The organism is Pseudomonas sp. NPDC088322 (assembly GCF_044740745.1).
Taxonomy (GTDB): Bacteria; Pseudomonadota; Gammaproteobacteria; order Pseudomonadales; family Pseudomonadaceae; genus Aquipseudomonas; species Aquipseudomonas shirazensis.
In genome coordinates, this window is sequence record NZ_JBIURK010000001.1 from 548,844 (window position 1) to 567,240 (window position 18,397).

Consider the following 18,397-nt stretch of genomic DNA (forward strand, 5'->3'; position numbering starts at 1 on the left):
TCTCATAGTTCGCAAGGTAGGTGAGTGCCGGCCTGGCAGTGCCCTGGAGGACGGGCTCAACTGCGGCGCAGGGTCTTCTGCTTGAGAATGTACAGGCTCACCAGCACTGCGCTGGTGAGCATGAACAGTCTTGCCCAAAAGAGTGGCACCAGATAGCAGGACAACCCGATACTGGCCCACATCAGGCCAATGGCGTAGACCTTGCCTTTGAGCGGGATCCCCTCACCACCGAGGTAGTCGCGAATCCACGGTCCCAACTGCGGGTGATTGACCAGCCAGGCGTGGAAGCGCGGCGAGCTGCGGGCGAAGCAGGCGGCCGCCAGCAGCAGAAAGGGGGTGGTTGGCAATACCGGCAGGAAAATCCCCAATACCCCCAGCGCAACGCTGAGCCAGCCAGCGGCCAGCAACAGGTAGCGCATGACAGCTGTCAGTGATGGCGCGGCTTGAGCAGGGCTGGCTTTTCTTCCGGAGCGTGCAGCAGCAGGTACAGCGCGGTCAGGGCTTCCGGAATCTGCACGATCATGTCGTCCTGCAGGTTGGCGTCCTTGGCAATGTCTTCAAACTCTGGCTGCTCATCGAACAGACCCGAACCGACCATGATCGGCAGCAGCATTTCGCTGACTTCTTCTTCGGCGTTCTCGAACCAGGCTTCTTCACGCAGGAACACGCCTTCCATGAAGCCGATGCACCAGCCGCGCAGATCGGAGTCGTCCGGGTCTTCACCCAGGTCGAGGTCGCACGGCAGCTCGAACTCTTCGTCACTGGCCAGTTGACGGCTGATGTGGGCCTTGAGGGCGACCAGCGTGGCTTCGATTTCGACCCGCTGCGCGTCGCTGCTGTACTTGGGCTCTTCGGCAAACAGCGCGTCGATCCATTCGCGGTCAGGAACGGCCTCGGAAGTGATCGAAAGCGCGGTCAGGTAGCCGTGTGCGGCGACGTAATCCAGCGCTTCTTCGTGCAGCTCGTCGGCATCGAGGAAGACTTGCAGGCGGGTCAGTTGCTCGGCGAAGGACATTACGGGGCTACCTTGAAGAATAAACGATAACGAATTCTAGCACCTTGCTGCGATCACGGGGCAAAGGGAACGTCTGTCACCGTAGCGTCCTTTAGCACTCGTCGCTGGGGTATAATCCGCGGTTTTCAGCCGGGCACAGTGTTTGTGCGGCCCTTGGCAAAAGCTGCTTACGCATTCGCGCGTGTGCCGGACGAGTTTATCGTCCAGCCTGTGTTCGGGAATGATACGGCGATTTCGGAGTTTGCAATGCTCGAACAGGCTCAGCGCGTCCTCAAGGACATCTTCGGCTACGACAGTTTCCGGGGGCGCCAGGCAGCGATCATCGAATGTGTGGCCAATGGCGGCGATGCCTTGGTACTGATGCCTACCGGCGGCGGCAAGTCGCTGTGCTTCCAGGTCCCTGGCTTGTTGCGGCCCGGCTTGACTGTGGTGGTATCGCCACTGATCGCCTTGATGGACGACCAGGTTGCCACCCTCGACGAACTCGGCGTGGCCGCGGCAGCCCTGAATTCGACCCTGAGTCCCGAGCAGCAACGCGAGCTGGCCGGGCGCTTGCGCCGCGGCGAGGTGAAGATGCTCTACCTCGCGCCTGAGCGCTTGGTGCAACCACGCATGCTCGAGTTCCTGCAGGGCCTCGACGTATCGCTGTTCGCCATCGACGAAGCGCACTGCGTGTCGCAGTGGGGCCATGACTTCCGGCCTGAGTACCTGCAGTTGGGCCAACTGGCCGAACAGTTTCCGCATGTGCCACGCATCGCCCTGACCGCCACTGCCGACATGCGCACCCGCGAAGAGATCGTCCAGCGTCTGCACCTGCAGGGCGCCGAGCGCTTTCTGTCGAGCTTCGACCGGCCGAATATCTTTTACCGCATCGTGCCCAAGGAAGCGCCGCGCAAACAGCTGATGGCGTTTCTGAGCGAGCGCCGCGGCAACGCCGGGATCGTCTACTGCCTGTCACGCAAAAAGGTTGACGAGACCGCAGCGTTTCTCTGCGAACAGGGCTTTCCGGCACTGTCCTACCATGCCGGCCTCGCCGCCGACACCCGTGCCAGCAACCAGCGCCGCTTCCTCAACGAGGAAGGCCTGATCATGGTTGCGACCATTGCATTTGGCATGGGCATCGACAAACCCAACGTGCGCTTCGTTGCCCACCTCGACTTGCCCAAGTCGCTCGAGGCGTATTACCAGGAGACCGGTCGTGCCGGTCGTGACGGCTTGCCCGCCGACGCCTGGATGGCCTACGGCCTGCAAGACATGGTCATGCTCAAGCAGATGTTGCAGAACTCCGAAGGTGACGAGCGTCACAAGCGGGTCGAGCAGCACAAACTCGACGCCATGCTGGCCCTGTGTGAAGAAACCCGCTGCCGCCGACAGTCGCTGCTGGCCTACTTCGACGAAGTCCTCGAACAGCCCTGCGGTCACTGTGACAACTGCGTCGACAAGGTGCAGACCTGGGACGCAACCGAGCCTGCGCGTCAGGCCCTGTCGGCGGTGTTTCGTACCGGTCAGCGCTACGGCGTTGGTCATCTGGTCGATGTGCTGCTGGGCAAGGACAACGAGAAGATCCGCAGCTTTGGTCACGAGAAGCTCTCGGTCTACGGCGTCGGCAAGTCCCTGAGTGAACATGAGTGGCGCTCGCTGTTCCGCCAACTGGTCGCGCGTGGCCTGGTCGATATCGACCTCGAGGGCTACGGCGGCCTGCGCCTGTCCGACAGCTGCCGGCCATTGCTGCGTGGCGAGGTCAACCTGCAGCTGCGTCGCGACCTCAAACCACAGACCAGCGCCAAGAGCTCCAGCGGTGGCAGCCCGGCCAGCCAGTTGGTGCGTGGCGAAGAGCGCGAGATGTGGGAAGCCTTGCGCACCCTGCGGCGCAAGCTGGCTGAAGAGCACAGCGTACCGCCTTACGTCATCTTCCCCGATTCGACTTTGCTGGAAATGCTCCGCAGTCAGCCTGCAAGCCTTGCCGACATGGGCCAGGTCAGTGGTGTCGGCGCGCGCAAACTGGAGCGCTATGGCCAGGCGTTTCTCGAGGTGCTCAACGGCGGCGAGAGCACGCAGGCGCCAAAGGTGGTGCTTGACCTGCGCCACGAACTGGTAAGCCTGGCGCGGGCGGGCATGACGCCGATGCAGATTGCCGGCCAGCTCAACTGCAGCGAAAAGAATGTCTACAGCCTGTTGGCCGAGGCGCTCGGCCGTCAGGAACTGAGCCTGGACCAGGCGCTGGACTTGCCCGAAGACCTGATGATGGAAGTGCAGGATGCCTTCCTTGATGGCGAAGGCGAGCTACCGCCGGTGGCGGAGATCGCGCCGCAATTCGCCCAGCGCGTGCCGGAGGGTGTGCTGTATTGCATCCGCGCTGCGCTGGCGGCAGAGTTTGAGCTGTAACCAGGCGCGATGCCGCTGAGCGCGGCATCTGGCTGATCCTTGTCATATTTTTTGATGATTATCGGACATTTCCGTGACGCCCAGCCTTGCCTGGAGCGCAAGGCCATGATTAGCTGGCTAATAATTAGTTCTATCCATCGAGTTGTTTATGCCGCTTACCGACAATCAACACCGCTTTGGCATGCAACTGGCCCAGATGTCCCGGGGCTGGCGCGCTGAACTGGATCGCCGACTGGCCGGGCTGAATCTGTCTCAGGCTCGCTGGTTGGTGCTGTTGCACCTCGCTCGCTTCGCCGAAGCTCCGACCCAGCGTGAACTGGCGCAGAGCGTGGGCGTTGAAGGCCCAACGCTGGCGCGCCTGCTCGACAGCCTGGAAACCCAGGGTCTGGTGCGCCGCCAGGCGGTGCTGGAAGATCGTCGTGCCAAAAAGATTCTGCTCTGCCCACCCGCCAAGCCGCTGATTGAGCAAATCGAAACCATCGCCAACCAGCTGCGTACCGAACTGTTCAGCGGGGTAGACGAGGCTGACCTGGATATCTGCATGCGGGTCCACGCAAAGATTCTCGGCAACCTGGAAAAATCCTGAGGCGACGCCAGGGCTGCCATGCAGAGGCAGCCCCGGGCGCGTTCAATCAGAACGTGTGGCCCAGATTGAGATACACCGCTTTCTGCTGCTCGCTGTTGGCCCCATAACTGAGGTTCAACGGCCCTAGCGGCGTCTCCAACCCTAAAAATATGCTCGCGGCGTTGATGTAGCCACTGTCGAAGTCATTGTCGTTGTTCCAGGCCCGGCCGCGTTCGAGCGAGCCGCCGATGTACAGCGGGAAGTCCAGCGGCAGGTAGGCGCGTGGCGTCAGGCGCCGGTAATAGACCATCCGCATCAGGCTGATGTTCTGCCCCGACACCGAATCCTGACGGAAGCCCGACAGCTGCCGGGCGCCACCGAGCACGAAGCTCGAAGTGACCACATCGGCGTCGTTCAGCGTGCGTCCGTAGCGCCCGCCAAGCACCAGCGTGTCGGCGCCGCTGCTGAGTGCCTTGTCCACGTTCAGCTCCCACTGACGATAGTTGCTGTCCGAATCCAGCGACTTGTCGTAGTTGCGCAGAGTCAGGCCGATGTCTTCGCCACTGTGCGGGAAGTACACGTTGTCCAGCGTATCGAACGAGTACTTGAGCTCGTAGAAACCTTCGTTGAAGCTGACCGAGGGCAGGTCCTGATCACCAATGCGAACGTCGGCGTTGCCCCAGGCCTTGCCCACGCCTGCACGCACCTCGCCATAGGTACCGATCTGGCGGCCGAGGTTGATGCCGAAACCATAGCGTTGCAGGCGGTATTCGGCGATCGGGTCATTTTCCAGTGTCGCTTCGATGTTCTGTGAACCCAGATCCAGATACGGCGCGACGAAATACCGCGAACCGATGTCCAGCGGCTGATAGAACTCGCTGTACAGCTCTTGCTGATCGCCGATCTGCGCCCGCGTCAGCCATTCACCGCCCAGCCGATTGATGCCATTGATGCGGTAGCTGGCGCCGAGGTTGAAGGCGCTGTCGCCGCGCATGTCGTCCGACAGGTTGAGGCCCAGGCGTAGGTAGTCGGTACCGCCGCGTTTGCCGCTGGCCTTGATCACCAGGGTGTTGTCGTCGCCCTTGTGCACCACGCGGTACTGCACACCATCAAAGTAATCCAGGCCATACAGGGTGCCCATGTCGGTCTGCAGACGCTCTAGCTCCAATGGCTCGCCAATCGGCTGGCGAACGTAGTAGCGGATCACGTCGTCGCTGACCTTCGAATCATTCTCGACCTTGATTGCGGTAATCACCGGGGTGCGCTGGCGCGGCGAGCGGGCGATGGCGAGCTGAGTATCGCCCTCAGCCTGGCGCAGTGTAGCCAGCCGGGCATCAAGAGCACGGGTGGCGCGGTAGCCGGCCTCGATCATCTCGGCGGTGCGGCCGAAGTCAGTGACGCCGAATGCCGCCAAGGGCGGCTGAATCAGGATGTCATCGCGGTGCAGGTTGGCCAGTTGCTCTTCGGAGTTTCGCCGGGTCATCAGGGTGATCGACTGGTTGAGCACATCCACTACCGTGTTCAGTTGCTTGCGGTCGCGCAACGGAGTACCGATGTCGACCACAATGGCCAGATCGACGCCCATCTCGCGGGCGACATCCAGCGGGATGTTGTCGACCATGCCGCCGTCGACCAGCAAGCGCCCATCCATTTCGACTGGGGCGAACACCGCCGGGATCGACATGCTGGCGCGGATCACCTGCGGCAGGTGGCCACGGCTGAACACCACTTTTTCGCCACTGGCGATATCGGTTGCGACGGCGCGGAAGGGGATCGGCAGTTTGTCGAAGTCGCGGGTATCAGCGGTGTGGGCCAATTTGCTTTCCAGCAGCAGGGCGAGGTTCTGACCCTGGATCACCCCCAGCGGCAGGCCCAGGCTGCCGTCGTCGCGAAAGCTCAGCTTCTGCTTGACCAGAAAATCGCGATCATCCTGCTTGCGCCGGAACGGCACGTCCTTGCGCGGTGGCGCATCGGACAGCGCCTGCTGCCAGTCGAGTGTGGTGGCGAGTTTTTCCAGCTCTTCGACGCTGTAGCCCGAAGCATACAGGCCGCCAATGACCGCCCCCATGCTGGTGCCGGCAATGGCATCGACGCGCACGCCTTGCTCTTCCAACGCCTTGAGCACGCCGATGTGCGCCAGGCCCCTGGCTGCGCCGCCAGACAGCACCAGGCCGACCTTGGGCCGGGTGTTTTCGGCAGCTGTGATCGGCAAACAGGTAAGCAGCAGCATCAGGCACAACAGCAAGCGGTGCATCGTCCAGTCTCAAAGCAGAGGGAAAGGCCGCTAGTATAAGCGGCCAACACTCTGGAGATAGCTGATCATGTCTGCGAGCAAGCCCGAAATAGTCATCAATTATTGCACTCAGTGCCAGTGGCTGCTGCGCGCCGCCTGGCTGGCGCAGGAGCTGCTCAGCACCTTTGCCGACGATCTGGCCCGGGTCGCGCTGGAGCCAGGCACCGGTGGCGTGTTCCGGGTCACCTGCAACGGTGTGCAGATCTGGGAGCGCAAGGCGGATGGCGGCTTCCCCGAGGCCAAGCAGCTCAAACAGCGCGTACGCGACCAGATCGACCCGCAGCGCGACCTCGGCCACAACGATCGCTGATCAGCTGCCCTGGGTTGCAGGCTTGGCGGCGCTGGCCGGCTCGCTGGCGGGCTCGCTGGCCAGGCGGCTGGAGAGGATGATCGCCAGCACGATCAAGGCGCCGCCGGCGAGCATGGTCAGCGAAGGCCGCTCGGCGAACAGCGCCCAGGCCACGGCGATGCCATAGACCGGCTCCATGCCGAACACCACGGCGGCGGTGCGAGCCTTGATCACCGCCAGCGCAGCGACGAACAGGCTGTGCGCAATGCCGGTACAGAACACCCCAAGCAGGCCGATCCAGAGCCAGTCGACAGCGCGAACGTCGGCCAGACCCGGCGCTGCGAACGGCAGCAGGCACAGCGTTACCACCAGATTCTGCCAGAGCGCTGCCTGCGCCGCCGGCAAGCGCGCCCCGCCTGCGCGGTTGGTCAGCGACAGCAGCGAGAACAGCAACCCCGACAGCAATGCCCAGAGCAGGCCACTGGTGGCCTCGCTGGCCAGGTCGAAGGCGGGCGTGACGAGGATCAGGCCGATGCTCACCAGCACGACCAGCATCAGCTCGTTGCGACGGATGCGCTCGCGAAACAACAGCCCTTCAAGGATCACCGTGAACGCCGGGAAGCTGGCAAAGCCCAGGGTGGCGATGGCCACGCCGGCAACCTTGACCGCGATGAAAAAGCTCACCCAATGACCGGCCAGCAACACGCCGCCAAACAGCAGACGGCGCACATCAGCGCCTTTGAGTGGTTGCCAGGTCTGACGCATGAACTGGGCAAACAGACCCAGCGCCAGCACGGCGAAGGCGGCACGGCCAAAAACAATGATGGCCGGGCTGGCCGAGACAGCGAGCTTGCCGAAGACACCGGTCAGGCCAAACAGCAGCGCGCCGATGTGCAGAGCGCCGAGGGCGGTGCGGGGTGTCATGGGAGTCCTCTGTGCGGACCGCTGGCGATAGGTACGAGGCGTGGCGCAGCGGTGGCTGATGACAGGTGCGAGCCAGTTTAAGCGCAAGCGGGGGCGCTGTCTGTGCCCAATTCGCCCATCCCCGTGCCGCGCATCAGCATGTACGCAGCCCTGGCGCCCTACAAGCTGACCTTGCCCAGCAAGACGTCACGGAACATCGCGAAGTCGCCGATCAGGCTGTACCACGGATGATCGAACGTCGCTGGGCGATTCTTCTCGAAGACAAAATGCCCGATCCAGGCAAAGCCATATCCGGCAACCGGGATCAACAACAGCAACAACCATTTGCCGCTGGCAATGGTGTAGGCGAGCAGTGCTATCACCAGGCTGGTGCCGACGAAGTGCAGCCGCCGGCAGGTGGGGTTGCTGTGCTCGCCGAGGTAGAAGGGGTAGAACTCGGCAAAACTGCGAAACTGCGCTGTGCGGTCCATTATTTCGCTCCCTGAGCAACTGCTTATGGCGTGGGTACACGGCGTGGAGCCTGATTAGAGTCTAGAGTCATAGGCAAAGCGGGCCAGTGACAATAAGCGCCAATTGAGTATCCTTGGCATTCACCGCAGGAGCGGTCAGCACAAGAAGCCGGTTATGAGTGAAAGAACCACATCCGCCAGCTGGGCATCCGGCATCGTCAAGGCCCTCGAGCTGGAAGGCCTCGACTGCCAGGCCATGTTCAAGGAACTCGGCCTGGACTTCGCTGCGCTGGATGACCCGGACGCGCGCTTCCCGCAGGATTCGATGACCCGCCTGTGGCAACTGGCGGTCGAGCTGTCGGGTAACCAGGCGATCGGCTTGAACATGGCGCGGGTGGTGCGCCCGGCATCGTTTCATGTGGTCGGTTATGCGCTGATGTCCAGCCGTACCCTGGCCGAGGGCTTCGAACGGCTGGTGCGCTACCAGCGGATCATCGCCGAAAGCTCGGACCTGAGCTTCCGCCTCGGGCCTGAGGGTTACTCGCTGGTGCTGACCGTGCACGGCGATCACCTGCCGCCAACCCGCCACAGTGCCGAAGCCTCGCTGGCGTGCGCGCTGGCGCTGAGCAAATGGTTGAGCGGGCGACCGATCCAGCCGCGGCGCGTGCTTATCCAAGGGCCACAGCCTGACGACATCGAGCCTTACAAGGTAGCCTTTCACTCGCCGCTGGTATTTGGCGCTGCTCACGACGCGTTGGTGTTCGAGCGGGCCGATATGGAAGCGCCATTGCCCACCGCCAATGAAGCCATGGCGGTGTTGCATGACCGCTTTGCCGGCGAATATCTGGCCCGCTTCTCGGAAAGCCGCGTCACCCACCGGGTGCGTCAGGTGTTGTGCCGGATCCTGCCCCAGGGCGAGCCCAAGCGCGAAACCGTGGCGCAGGCGCTGCACATGTCTCAGCGCACCCTGCAGCGGCGTTTGCAGGAGGAGGGCACCAGTTTCCAGACGCTGCTCGACGACACCCGTCGCGAGTTGGCTGAGCAGTACCTGGCCCAATCAGGCATGACCCTGCTCGAAACCGCCTACTTGCTGGGCTTTTCCGACCCGAGCAATTTCTACCGGGCATTCCGCCGTTGGTTCGACGCCACCCCCAGCGAATACCGCTCGCGGCTGGGCGCCGAGGCGGTCAGTGACGCCAGAACGCCGGCATACATAGAACCAGCACGGTGATGATTTCCAGCCGGCCGAGCAGCATGCCGCCGGCCAGGATCCACTTGGCGGCATCCGGTAAAGTGGCGTAGTTGCCCGCTGGGCCAATCACTTCGCCCAGGCCCGGGCCTACGCCGGACACAGTGCCCGCGGCGCCGGTCAGCGCTGTCATCCAGTCCACCCCCAGCAGCGACAGCAGCAGGGCGATTACGCAGATGGTGATGGCGAAGAAGAACGAGAAAGTCAGAATCGAGCGGACGATCTCTTCATCCAGGCGATGGCCGTTGTACTTCTGCTTGATCACCGCGCGCGGGTGGATCAACTGATTGAGGCTGGCCTTGAGCAGGATGTAGGCGACCTGAAAGCGGAAGATCTTGATCCCGCCGGCCGTCGAGCCGGAGCAGCCACCGATAAAGCCCAGATAGAAAAACAGCATCAGCGAGAAGTTGCCCCACAGGCTGTAGTCGCCCAAGGCGAAACCGGTGGTGGTAACGATCGAGGTGACGTTCAGCGCGACGTGGCGCAGGGCATCCAGCCAGTGCAGTTCGGTGGTTGCCCAGTACCAGGTGCCAAGTACCAGCCAGGTGATCACCAGCAGGCCCAGCAAGCCCTGCACCTGTTGATCCTTGAACAGCGCTCGGCGATTGCCGCGCAGCGTCGCCACATACAGCGTGAACGGCATGCTGCCAAAGATCATCACCACTACCGCAACCCAGTGCACGGCCGGGATGTCCCACTTGGCCAGCGACAGGTCCGAGGTGGAAAAACCGCCGGTGGAGATCGCCGACATGGCGTGGTTGATCGCGTCGAACAGGCTCATGCCCGCCCACCAGAACGCCAGGCTGCCGAGGAAGGTAATGCCGACGTACACCAGCACGATCGACTTGGCGACCATGTGCGAGCGCGGCATGACCTTCTCCGAGCGGTCCGAAGACTCGGTCTGGAACAGGCGCATGCCACCAATGCGCAGCAACGGCAAGATCGCCACCGCCATCGCGATAAAGCCGATACCACCCAGCCAGTGCAGCATCGAGCGCCACATGAGAATGCCGGGAGACATGGTGTCCAGCCCGCTCAACACCGTCGCACCGGTGGCGGTAATCCCCGACATGCTCTCGAAAAAGGCGTTGGTATAGCTGATGTGCTGAGTCAACAGGAACGGCAACGCCGCGAACACGCAGACGATCAGCCAACTGCTGACGGTGAGCAGGTACATGTCGCGTGGGCGCAGGTGCACGTGCTCGGGGCGGCCTGGGATGATCAGCGCCAGGCCGGCGATGAAGGTGATCAGGCTTGACCAGAGAAACGACGGCATGTCGCCGGTGCGTTCGAACACCAGCAGGGTGGCCATCGGCACGACCATGCTGACCGCCAGGGTGATCAGGAAGATGCCGATGATGAAACCAATGATTCTTAAGGTCGGCAACGCCATGTGATCTGCTCTGACTCGAATCGGAAAGGGCGCCATTCTACCTGTGGGGCTGGTTAAGTAAACGCCCTTGGCAGATGCAGCGGTGCTGCCATGGCAGGCGTCGATAGTGCAGAATGGCAGCACTTTTTATCTGCCAGGAGGGTAGCCGATGGAGGCTCTCGACGCATTGCTCAACCGTGTATCCGTGCCACGCCTGACCGAGCCGGCGCCCAATGCGGCGCAACGCGAGGGGTTATTCCAGGCGGCGTTGCGTGCGCCGGACCACGGCCAGCTGCGCCCATGGCGCTTTCTGACCATCGAGGGCGAAGGCCGGGCCAAGCTTGGTGAGCTGTTTGCCGAAGCGCTGGCCAATAAAGGCGACGCCAGCCAGGCCGCACTGGACAAGGCGCGCGCCATGCCGCTGCGCGCACCGCTGCTGATCGTGGTTGTCGCGCGTCTGCAGGATCACTTCAAGGTGCCCAAGTCCGAGCAGCGGCTGGCCGCCGGTTGCGCTGCCCACGGCATCCTCATCGCCGCCCATGCACAAGGTATCGGCGCTGTCTGGCGTACCGGCGACATGGCTTTCGACGCCCATGTTCATCAAGGCCTGGGGCTGGAGGCCAACGAGGAGTTGATAGGCTACCTGTACCTCGGAACGCCGCTCAACGAGCCCCGCACCGCGCCTGTGCTGGACACGGCCGACTTCGTCCGCGCCTGGGGCTGAGTCGTGCAAGGGGCGCTCTGCGCCCCGCCGCTTTCGGTGTAAAGGAGCGCTCGATCAACTGCCAACGACGGCCGTGACCGGGAACTCCAGACGAGCAACGAAGCCTCCCTGGGCATGGTTGCTCAGGATCAGGCTGCCACCATGCCGCTCGGCTGCACGCCGTGCTATCGCCAGACCAAGCCCATGACCGGCGGAGTCCTGTCCCGGTGCACGGAAGAACGGCTCGCCGAGTTGAGCAAGATACTCCGGCGCAACCCCTGGACCATGGTCACGCACAGTTATCAGCACCCGCTGCTGCTCAAGCCAGGCGCTGATCTCGATCGGTTTGCCGCTGGGATTGAAGCGCAATGCGTTGCGCACTAGGTTATCCACGGCGCGCTCGACCAGCGTCGGCCAGCCCTGCAAGGTCAGCCCGGGCGCGGCTTCCAGGCGAATCTCCTGCTCCGGCGCACTCAGTTGCGCGTCCTTGCGCACACTGCCCAGCAGAGCGTTGACGTCGATCGGCTCGACCAACGCCTGCTCGGCATCGACTCGGGCCAGGGCAAGAATCTCGCTGATCAGGTCTTCCAGTCGGTCGCATTCGCGGGTCAGGCGCGGCCACAGGGCTTGGCGCTGCTCGGGTTGCGCGCGTTCGGCCAGCGCCAGGGCGATACGCAGGCGCGCCAGCGGTGAGCGCAGCTCGTGCGAGACGTCGCGCAGCAACTGGCGCTGGCTGCCGATCAAACTCTGCAGGCGCGCGCCCATCTTGTTGAAGTCGGTCGCCAGCACGCCGAACTCGTCACGCCGGGCCGCCAGTTGGGCCAGGCTGTTCTGCTGGTAGCTGGTCTGGCCAAGGTCATGCACGGCGCCGCGCAGGCGGCTCAGCGGGCGGGTAATCGACAGCGTCACCAACAGGCTGAACAAGGTCAGCACCACCAGGGCGATGCCGAGCGCGCTGAGTGGCCAGAGCAGGCTTTCGCGGTGCCAGGCATCCAGCTCCGGGTGCGGGATGCGGTAGATCAGCAGGTAGGTCTCGCCGCTGCTGGGGCTGGTGTATTCCTCGGTCAATCGGCGCCACGGCAAGCGCCGCTGGTCATTGTGCTGGCGCGCTTCAAAATCGGCCGCACGGCGCGGGAAGGTGCCCGGCACCACCGCATCGCCGGCGTCGTTGAGTACCTGCACATCGACCTTGTAGCGCTGCTTGCGCCGCTCCAGAAAGCGCTGGGCCGAGGCCACGCCGTCTTGTTCATAGTGCTGTGCCCAGCCGCTGGCCAGGGTATTCAGGCCTGGGTGACGGCTGAGGATCCAGTTGTCCTGGTTGAGCATATGGCCAAGCAGGATCGACAGCCCTGCGACCAGGGCGATGGCTAGCCAGAAACTGGCCAGGATGCGCCAGAACAATGAACGCAAGACGAGACCTCCACAAACGAGAAAAGCCCGGCCCGCTTCTGAGCGGGCCGGGCAGTGGGTTACAGCTTACTGAGCCTTGCCGGCTTTTTCAGCTTTCCAGGCCTGGAATTCCTTCCATTCAGCCTTGCGTGCAGCGCGTTCTTTCTGCTGCGCGTCGAACATCTTCTGTTGCTCGGGCTTGAGCAGGCCGCGGATCTCGCTGTCGGTCTTGTCGTGACGGGCCTTGAGCTCGTCCTGCATGGCTTTTTTATCGGCCGCCGGCAGTTTGTCCAGGTAGCGCTTGGTAATCTCGCGCTGGGCTTTCATGCCGTCGCCCTTGAGCTTGCCGATCTGCTGGCGTTGCTCCGGAGTCAGGTCGAGCTGGGCGTAAGGCGCATTGCCGCGGTGATGCGGGCCGTCGTGACGTGGACCGCCGTCTGGCATGGCCATGGCTACGGTTGGCAGGGCAGCGGCGAACATCAGAGCGATCAGGGTCTTGCGCATGGTGTTTCTCCTCTCATGGGCCGGTTGTTACCGGATGAGCCCAGTTTAGGGAGATCAAGGTCAGGCGCAGTCAGGTCAAGGTAAAGGCAAGGTAAAGAGGTTGCAGGGCGTTGCGGCTCGCTAGAGCGAAAGGCAAGCCGCGTCGCGCGGCTTGCCTGTGTCTGCTGCTGGGCTCAGAGGCTGTAGTAATAGCCACGGCTGCGCAGGGCGACGATGCGCGGGCGGCCGTCGGGGTGGGGCCCAACTTTACGGCGCAGGTTGCTCACGTGCATGTCCAGGCTGCGGTCATACAGCGTCAGTTTGCGGCCAAGGCTGATCTGGGCCAGCTCCTGTTTGTCCAGCGGCTCGCCAGGCTGGCGCAGCAGCGCCTCGAGGATGCGGCTCTCGGACAAGGTCAAGGTCATCTCGCGACCTTCGACGCTGACCACGCCACGGGCCGGGCTGAACGCCAGATCGCCGATTTCGACCTGGCTGCTCGGCGCTGCCGGGTGGCTGCGGCGCAATACGGCGCGCAGGCGGGCGGTCAGCTCGCGGGGGTCGCAGGGTTTGGCCAGGTAATCGTCGGCGCCCAGTTCCAGGCCGAGGATCCGGTCCAATGGCTCGCCGCGTGCCGAGAGCATCAGCACCGGCAGTTCGGCGTGCTCGCTGCGCAGCTGCTTGAGCAGCTCAAGGCCGCTGCCATCGGGCAACATCACGTCCAGCACGACGGCCGCCGGCGCGCATTCGGCCAGGGCCTGACGCGCACTGCGGCCATCATGGCAAGCCCGCACTACAAAACCTTCCTGGGTCAGCCAGCTGCAAAGCAGCTCGCAGAGCTCCTGGTCATCATCAATCAGTAACAGCTCGCTCATGACTCACTCAATTCAACCATTGACGGCGTCTTCTGTGTCCGCCAGTGGCAAAGATACCGCAGACTACCGAGAACAGTGCAACGTCTGCGCCAATTACGCAGCACATTTGTCGGTTCGGCGGTGTTGACTGAGGGGTATCGGCCGCTCGTCGGATTAGATGAGGGCGATTGGATGCCGGCCCTGCGGGCAGGGCCGGCAGGTGCAGCGGGTTATGGCATGACCTGCTTGAACGGCTTGACCACCACCTTGTCATACACGCCCGCAGCCACGTACGGGTCGGCATCGGCCCAGGCTTGCGCTGCAGCCAGGCTGTCGAACTCGGCGACGATCAGGCTACCGGTAAAGCCAGCAGCGCCCGGGTCATTGCTGTCGATGGCCGGGTGTGGCCCAGCCAGGACCACGCGGCCTTCGCCTTGCAGCTGCTGCAGGCGCTCGATATGCGCAGGGCGCGCGGCCAGGCGTTTGTCCAGAGAGTTGGCGACGTCGCTGGAGATGATGGCGTAGAGCATGTCAATCCTCGGTCTTGGGGGTAGTTGAGTCGCTGTCGTGCAGGTGGCGCGACAGGTAGACGCCTTGGGCGACCAGGAAGATCACGGTCATGCCGAGGCTGCCGAACACTTTGAAGTCGACCCAGAAGTCCTGGAAGGTAAAGGCCACGAACAGGTTGGCCGCACCGCAGATCAGGAAGAAGCAGATCCACGCCAGGTTCAGCCGTGCCCAGATCGCATCCGGCAGGGTCAGGGCGTGACCCATGATGCGTTTGATCAGCACCCGGTCACCAATGAAATAGCTGCCGGCAAAAGCCAGGGCAAACAACCAGTTGACCACCGGGGCTTTCCATTTAAGGAAGGTTTCGCTGTGGAAAGCCAGGGTCAGGCCGCCGAACAGCAGGCATGCGAGCAGGGTCAGCCATTGGCCTTTTTCCAGCTTGCGCTGGCGGATCAGCAGCGCGCCGTAGACCACCAGCGAGCTTGCGATCAACACCGCAGTGGCGCTGTAGATACCGCCGAATTCGAAGCTGTGACCGCCTACTTCGAGTGGGCGCGGGTCGAGCTTGTAGACGATGAAAAACAGCAGCAACGGAATGAAATCGACGAATTGTTTCACAATGGCAGCCAGAAGCGGGATGTGACGGCATAATATCAAACATCGATTCCAGCGAAAGCGCTCCTCCATGAATGTTGATCTGCACTGTCACAGCACGGCCTCCGACGGCGCCCTGGCGCCTTCGATTCTGGTCGCCCGCGCCCACGAGCACGGCGTGCAGACTTTCGCCTTGACCGATCACGACACCATCGAAGGCCTGCCCGAGGCCCGCCAGGCCTGCATTGAGCGGGGTATGCACTGGGTCAGCGGCATCGAGTTGTCGTGCACCTGGGGCGGCGCGACCATCCACATATTGGGTTACGATTTTCCTCTCGATGCGCCGCCGTTGCTGAGCGCAATCGAAGCTTTGCACCGTGGTCGCTGGCTGCGCGCCGAAGAAATCGACCGACGCCTGGCTGCCAAGGGCATGCCCAACACCCTCGAAGGTGCTCGCGCGGTGCAGCAAGAACTCGGCGACAGCGGCAATGCTCCGGCGCGGCCGCACTTTGCCGACTACCTGGTGCGTGCCGGACACGTCAAGGACCGCGGCGAAGCGTTTCGCAAATGGCTCGGTGCCGGCAAGCTGGGCGATGTGAAGCTGCATTGGCCTACACTCGAAGAAACTGTCGCGACCCTGCGCCAGTCCAACGCTTGGGTGAGCCTGGCGCATCCGATGCACTACGAACTGACCCGCAGCAAGCGTAGACGGCTGATTGCCGACTATATTCAAGCAGGCGGGCAGGCACTTGAAGTGGTCAACGGCATGATGCCGGCTGAGCAGGTGGGCACCATGTCCATCCTTACCCGTGAGTTCGGCCTGCTGGCAAGCGCTGGCAGTGATTTCCACGGCCCCGGCACCTGGGGCGAGATCGGTGCCTATCGGCCATTGCCTGAGGACCTGCCACCTCTGTGGCGTCGATTCAAGCATGAGCAGCCTATGGCGGTTTGAACAGGACGATTTAGTGAGCCAATTTTTCCAGATTCATGCGGAGAACCCGCAGCCGCGCCTGATCAAACAGGCAGTGGAAATCATTCGCAAGGGTGGGGTGGTGGTCTATCCGACCGACTCCGCCTATGCAATGGGTTGCCAGATCGGCGACAAGAGCGCCATCGAGCGGGTGCGCCGTTTGCGCCAGCTCGACAAGAACCACAACTTCACCCTGCTGTGCTGCGACCTGTCGCAAATGGGCTTGTTTGCCAAGATCGACACTTCCACGTTCCGTCTGCTCAAGGCGCATGTGCCGGGGCCGTATACCTTCATCCTCAATGCCACGCGCGAAGTACCGCGCTTGTTGCTGCATGAAAAACGCCGCACCATCGGCCTGCGCGTGCCGTCCAATCCGATCGTGCTGGCGTTGCTGGCCGAGCTGGGCGAGCCATTGATGAGCGTCAGCCTGATCATGCCCGGCGACGAAGAGCCGATGAATGACCCCTACGAGATCCGCCAGGCGCTGGAACATCACGTCGACTTGATCATCGACGGCGGCTTTGGCAACGTCGAAGGGTCGACGGTGATCAACCTCAGCGGCGACGAGCCTGAAGTGATCCGGGTTGGCTGCGGCGACCCAACGCCTTTCCTGGTGGATGCGTGAATCAACTGGCGCAGCCCGAGGCAGCGGCCAGCGACCTTTCAGTACCGCAGCAACTGCAGCTGGCGCTGGTGTATGGCGAGGCGGTTACCGAGCTGCCGCTGGACCTATACATCCCTCCGCATGCGCTTGAAGTGATTCTTGAGGCATTTGAAGGCCCGCTCGATCTGCTGCTGTACCTGATTCGCAAGCAGAACATCGACATCCTTGATATTCCCGTCGCGGAAATCACCCGCCAGTACATGACCTACGTCGAGCTGATGAAGTCGGTGCGCCTCGAACTGGCCGCAGAATACCTACTGATGGCCGCCATGCTGGCCGAGATCAAGTCGCGCATGCTGTTGCCGCGCTCCAGCGAGGTTGAAGAGGAGGAGGGCGATCCGCGGGCTGAGCTGATCCGCCGCTTGCAGGAGTACGAGCGGTTCAAGGCCGCAGCCGAGGGCATCGACACCCTCGCCCGGGTTGGCCGCGACGTGATCATTCCCAGGCTGGACGCACCGCAGGCGCAGGTGCGCAAATTGCTGCCCGATGTCAGCCTGGAAGAGATTCTGCTGTCGATGGCTGAAGTCATGCGCCGCAATGACCTGTTCGAGAGCCACCAGATCAGCCGCGAGACACTCTCTACCCGTGAGCGTATGAGTGAGGTGCTCGAGCGCCTCAAGGGCGGCGCCTTTGTGCCCTTTGTCGAGTTGTTCACCGTCGAAGAGGGCAAGCTTGGCGTGGTGGTTACCTTCATGGCGATTCTGGAGCTGGTTAAGGAATCGCTGATCGAACTGGTGCAGAATGAGCCCTTCGCCCCGATCCATGTCCGTGCGCGGACCGACTGAAACAAGCCGACCCAACTCCAATGAACCTGAATGAACCGCGCGACCTGGCGTCGCTGATCGAGGCTTTTCTGCTGGCCTCGGGCAAGCCACAATCGCTTGAACGGCTGTACGAGCTGCTCGATGAAACCGAGCGTCCGGCACCGGCTGTCTTCAAGAAGGCCCTCGAATTGCTGGCCAAGTCCTGCAATGGCCGCGCCTTTGAGCTCAAAGAGGTCGCCAGTGGCTATCGCCTGCAGATCCGCGAGAACTTTGCGCCTTGGGTAGGCCGGCTCTGGGAAGAACGGCCGCAGCGTTACTCGCGGGCCCTGCTCGAAACCATGGCACTGATTGCCTACCGCCAGCCCATCACTCGCGGCGAGATCGAAGACGTGCGTGGTGTGGCGGTCAACACCAACATCGTCAAGACGCTGATGGAGCGCGAGTGGATCCGCATCGTCGGCTACCGTGAAGTGCCGGGGCGCCCAGCGATGTTTGCCACTACCAAGGCGTTTCTCGATCACTTCAACCTGAAGAGCCTTGACCAGTTGCCAGCCCTGGCCGAGCTTCGCGAGATGGAGCCCGAGCCCCTGCTTGATCCGGACGACGCCCCGGTGCCGGCGCATCTGCAGGCGTTGGCTGATGCCAGCCTGGGCGAGCAAGAGGTGGGCGAGCCGCCGACCGAGACCAGCTTCCGCAGCCTGCTGGTCGAGCTGGATGCGATGGAAGAAGGTCTGAAGATTGATTTTGAAGACCTGCCCGAGGCGCAGCCTGATCCGTTGCCCGAAGATGACGCCGAACTGAGTTGACCGTTCGGCGCAAAGCCTGGCTGCCTGCGTAAAAGGCGCTACTCTGCAGTGCGCTTGGCTGATGAACCGCGTATAGTGCGCGCCCCTCTGGCCCATTCGTGGCCAGATACCGCATTTCATTC

At 62.7% G+C, this 18,397-nt stretch carries 20 protein-coding genes and 1 pseudogene; 9 read left to right on the top strand and 12 right to left on the bottom strand.

Features of this window, described 5'->3' with window-relative positions:
* Positions 1-56 precede the first annotated feature (56 nt).
* On the bottom strand, positions 57-419 hold the full coding sequence (locus ACIOAU_RS02580; RefSeq protein ID WP_101317648.1) for a YbaN family protein: 363 nt from the start codon (positions 417-419) through the stop codon (positions 57-59).
* A gap of 8 nt (positions 420-427) precedes the next feature.
* Positions 428-1,015, bottom strand: coding sequence for a YecA family protein (locus ACIOAU_RS02585; protein ID WP_101317650.1), 588 nt, complete (start codon positions 1,013-1,015; stop codon positions 428-430).
* A 246-nt stretch (positions 1,016-1,261) separates the two neighbouring features.
* On the opposite strand from ACIOAU_RS02585, the gene recQ reads away from it, so the two are divergent.
* Entirely contained in the window at positions 1,262-3,400 is a 2,139-nt protein-coding gene (gene recQ, locus ACIOAU_RS02590; protein ID WP_401179763.1) for a DNA helicase RecQ, read from the top strand.
* Between the two features lie 148 nt (positions 3,401-3,548).
* Entirely contained in the window at positions 3,549-3,986 is a 438-nt protein-coding gene (locus ACIOAU_RS02595; RefSeq protein WP_101317654.1) for a MarR family transcriptional regulator, read from the top strand.
* A 46-nt stretch (positions 3,987-4,032) separates the two neighbouring features.
* Here ACIOAU_RS02595 and ACIOAU_RS02600 read toward each other — a convergent pair whose 3' ends face one another.
* Positions 4,033-6,219 carry a patatin-like phospholipase family protein gene (locus tag ACIOAU_RS02600; RefSeq protein WP_150572175.1) on the bottom strand — a complete coding sequence of 729 codons (2,187 nt, stop codon included), beginning with the start codon at positions 6,217-6,219 and terminating at the stop codon, positions 4,033-4,035.
* A 67-nt stretch (positions 6,220-6,286) separates the two neighbouring features.
* Between ACIOAU_RS02600 and ACIOAU_RS02605 the strand changes: the two genes are divergently transcribed.
* Complete coding sequence (locus ACIOAU_RS02605) at positions 6,287-6,568, top strand: SelT/SelW/SelH family protein (RefSeq protein WP_103436586.1); 282 nt, start codon at positions 6,287-6,289, stop codon at positions 6,566-6,568.
* Here the strand turns inward: ACIOAU_RS02605 and ACIOAU_RS02610 are convergent, their stop codons facing one another.
* Complete coding sequence (locus ACIOAU_RS02610; protein ID WP_401179768.1) at positions 6,569-7,471, bottom strand: DMT family transporter; 903 nt, start codon at positions 7,469-7,471, stop codon at positions 6,569-6,571.
* Positions 7,472-7,629: 158 nt separating this feature from the next.
* A complete protein-coding gene (locus ACIOAU_RS02615; RefSeq protein WP_101317662.1) occupies positions 7,630-7,941 on the bottom strand; it encodes a DUF962 domain-containing protein in 312 nt (103 codons plus the stop codon).
* Between the two features lie 154 nt (positions 7,942-8,095).
* Between ACIOAU_RS02615 and ACIOAU_RS02620 the strand changes: the two genes are divergently transcribed.
* Positions 8,096-9,151: an AraC family transcriptional regulator gene (locus ACIOAU_RS02620; RefSeq protein ID WP_101317664.1), complete on the top strand. Its 1,056-nt coding sequence runs from the start codon at positions 8,096-8,098 to the stop codon at positions 9,149-9,151.
* Here the strand turns inward: ACIOAU_RS02620 and ACIOAU_RS02625 are convergent.
* Positions 9,108-10,562, bottom strand: a complete 1,455-nt coding sequence (locus ACIOAU_RS02625) for a TrkH family potassium uptake protein (RefSeq protein WP_150569813.1) — start codon at positions 10,560-10,562, stop codon at positions 9,108-9,110. The two genes, ACIOAU_RS02620 and ACIOAU_RS02625, sit on opposite strands and share 44 nt — an antisense overlap.
* 148 nt (positions 10,563-10,710) lie before the next feature.
* On the opposite strand from ACIOAU_RS02625, the gene ACIOAU_RS02630 reads away from it, so the two are divergent.
* Positions 10,711-11,265 (top strand): NAD(P)H nitroreductase, encoded by a 555-nt coding sequence (locus tag ACIOAU_RS02630; RefSeq protein WP_401179773.1) that lies wholly within the window; start codon positions 10,711-10,713, stop codon positions 11,263-11,265.
* Between the two features lie 54 nt (positions 11,266-11,319).
* Here the strand turns inward: ACIOAU_RS02630 and ACIOAU_RS02635 are convergent, their stop codons facing one another.
* The 6 genes and pseudogenes from ACIOAU_RS02635 to ACIOAU_RS02660 form a co-directional block, all read right to left on the bottom strand.
* Positions 11,320-12,654 carry a sensor histidine kinase gene (locus ACIOAU_RS02635; protein WP_401179776.1) on the bottom strand — a complete coding sequence of 445 codons (1,335 nt, stop codon included), beginning with the start codon at positions 12,652-12,654 and terminating at the stop codon, positions 11,320-11,322.
* Between the two features lie 66 nt (positions 12,655-12,720).
* On the bottom strand, positions 12,721-13,137 hold the full coding sequence (locus ACIOAU_RS02640) for a Spy/CpxP family protein refolding chaperone (RefSeq protein ID WP_101317672.1): 417 nt from the start codon (positions 13,135-13,137) through the stop codon (positions 12,721-12,723).
* 173 nt (positions 13,138-13,310) lie between these two features.
* Positions 13,311-13,988, bottom strand: a complete 678-nt coding sequence (locus tag ACIOAU_RS02645) for a response regulator transcription factor (RefSeq protein ID WP_101317674.1) — start codon at positions 13,986-13,988, stop codon at positions 13,311-13,313.
* A gap of 7 nt (positions 13,989-13,995) precedes the next feature.
* Positions 13,996-14,079 (bottom strand): annotated as a pseudogene (locus tag ACIOAU_RS02650) (translation initiation factor 2); the annotation flags it as partial.
* 118 nt (positions 14,080-14,197) lie between these two features.
* Positions 14,198-14,497: a YciI family protein gene (locus ACIOAU_RS02655; protein ID WP_150569811.1), complete on the bottom strand. Its 300-nt coding sequence runs from the start codon at positions 14,495-14,497 to the stop codon at positions 14,198-14,200.
* Position 14,498: 1 nt separating this feature from the next.
* Entirely contained in the window at positions 14,499-15,095 is a 597-nt protein-coding gene (locus ACIOAU_RS02660) for a septation protein A (RefSeq protein WP_188035601.1), read from the bottom strand.
* A gap of 67 nt (positions 15,096-15,162) precedes the next feature.
* Between ACIOAU_RS02660 and ACIOAU_RS02665 the strand changes: the two genes are divergently transcribed.
* The 4 genes from ACIOAU_RS02665 to scpB all read left to right on the top strand — a co-directional run bounded on the left by ACIOAU_RS02665 (position 15,163) and on the right by scpB (position 18,275).
* Complete coding sequence (locus ACIOAU_RS02665) at positions 15,163-16,023, top strand: PHP domain-containing protein (protein ID WP_101317681.1); 861 nt, start codon at positions 15,163-15,165, stop codon at positions 16,021-16,023.
* 13 nt (positions 16,024-16,036) lie between these two features.
* Positions 16,037-16,666 (top strand): L-threonylcarbamoyladenylate synthase, encoded by a 630-nt coding sequence (locus tag ACIOAU_RS02670; protein WP_101317683.1) that lies wholly within the window; start codon positions 16,037-16,039, stop codon positions 16,664-16,666.
* Between the two features lie 110 nt (positions 16,667-16,776).
* Positions 16,777-17,490 carry a ScpA family protein gene (locus ACIOAU_RS02675; protein ID WP_181088302.1) on the top strand — a complete coding sequence of 238 codons (714 nt, stop codon included), beginning with the start codon at positions 16,777-16,779 and terminating at the stop codon, positions 17,488-17,490.
* A gap of 20 nt (positions 17,491-17,510) precedes the next feature.
* Positions 17,511-18,275, top strand: a complete 765-nt coding sequence (gene scpB, locus ACIOAU_RS02680; protein ID WP_150569809.1) for an SMC-Scp complex subunit ScpB — start codon at positions 17,511-17,513, stop codon at positions 18,273-18,275.
* Positions 18,276-18,397 lie beyond the last annotated feature (122 nt).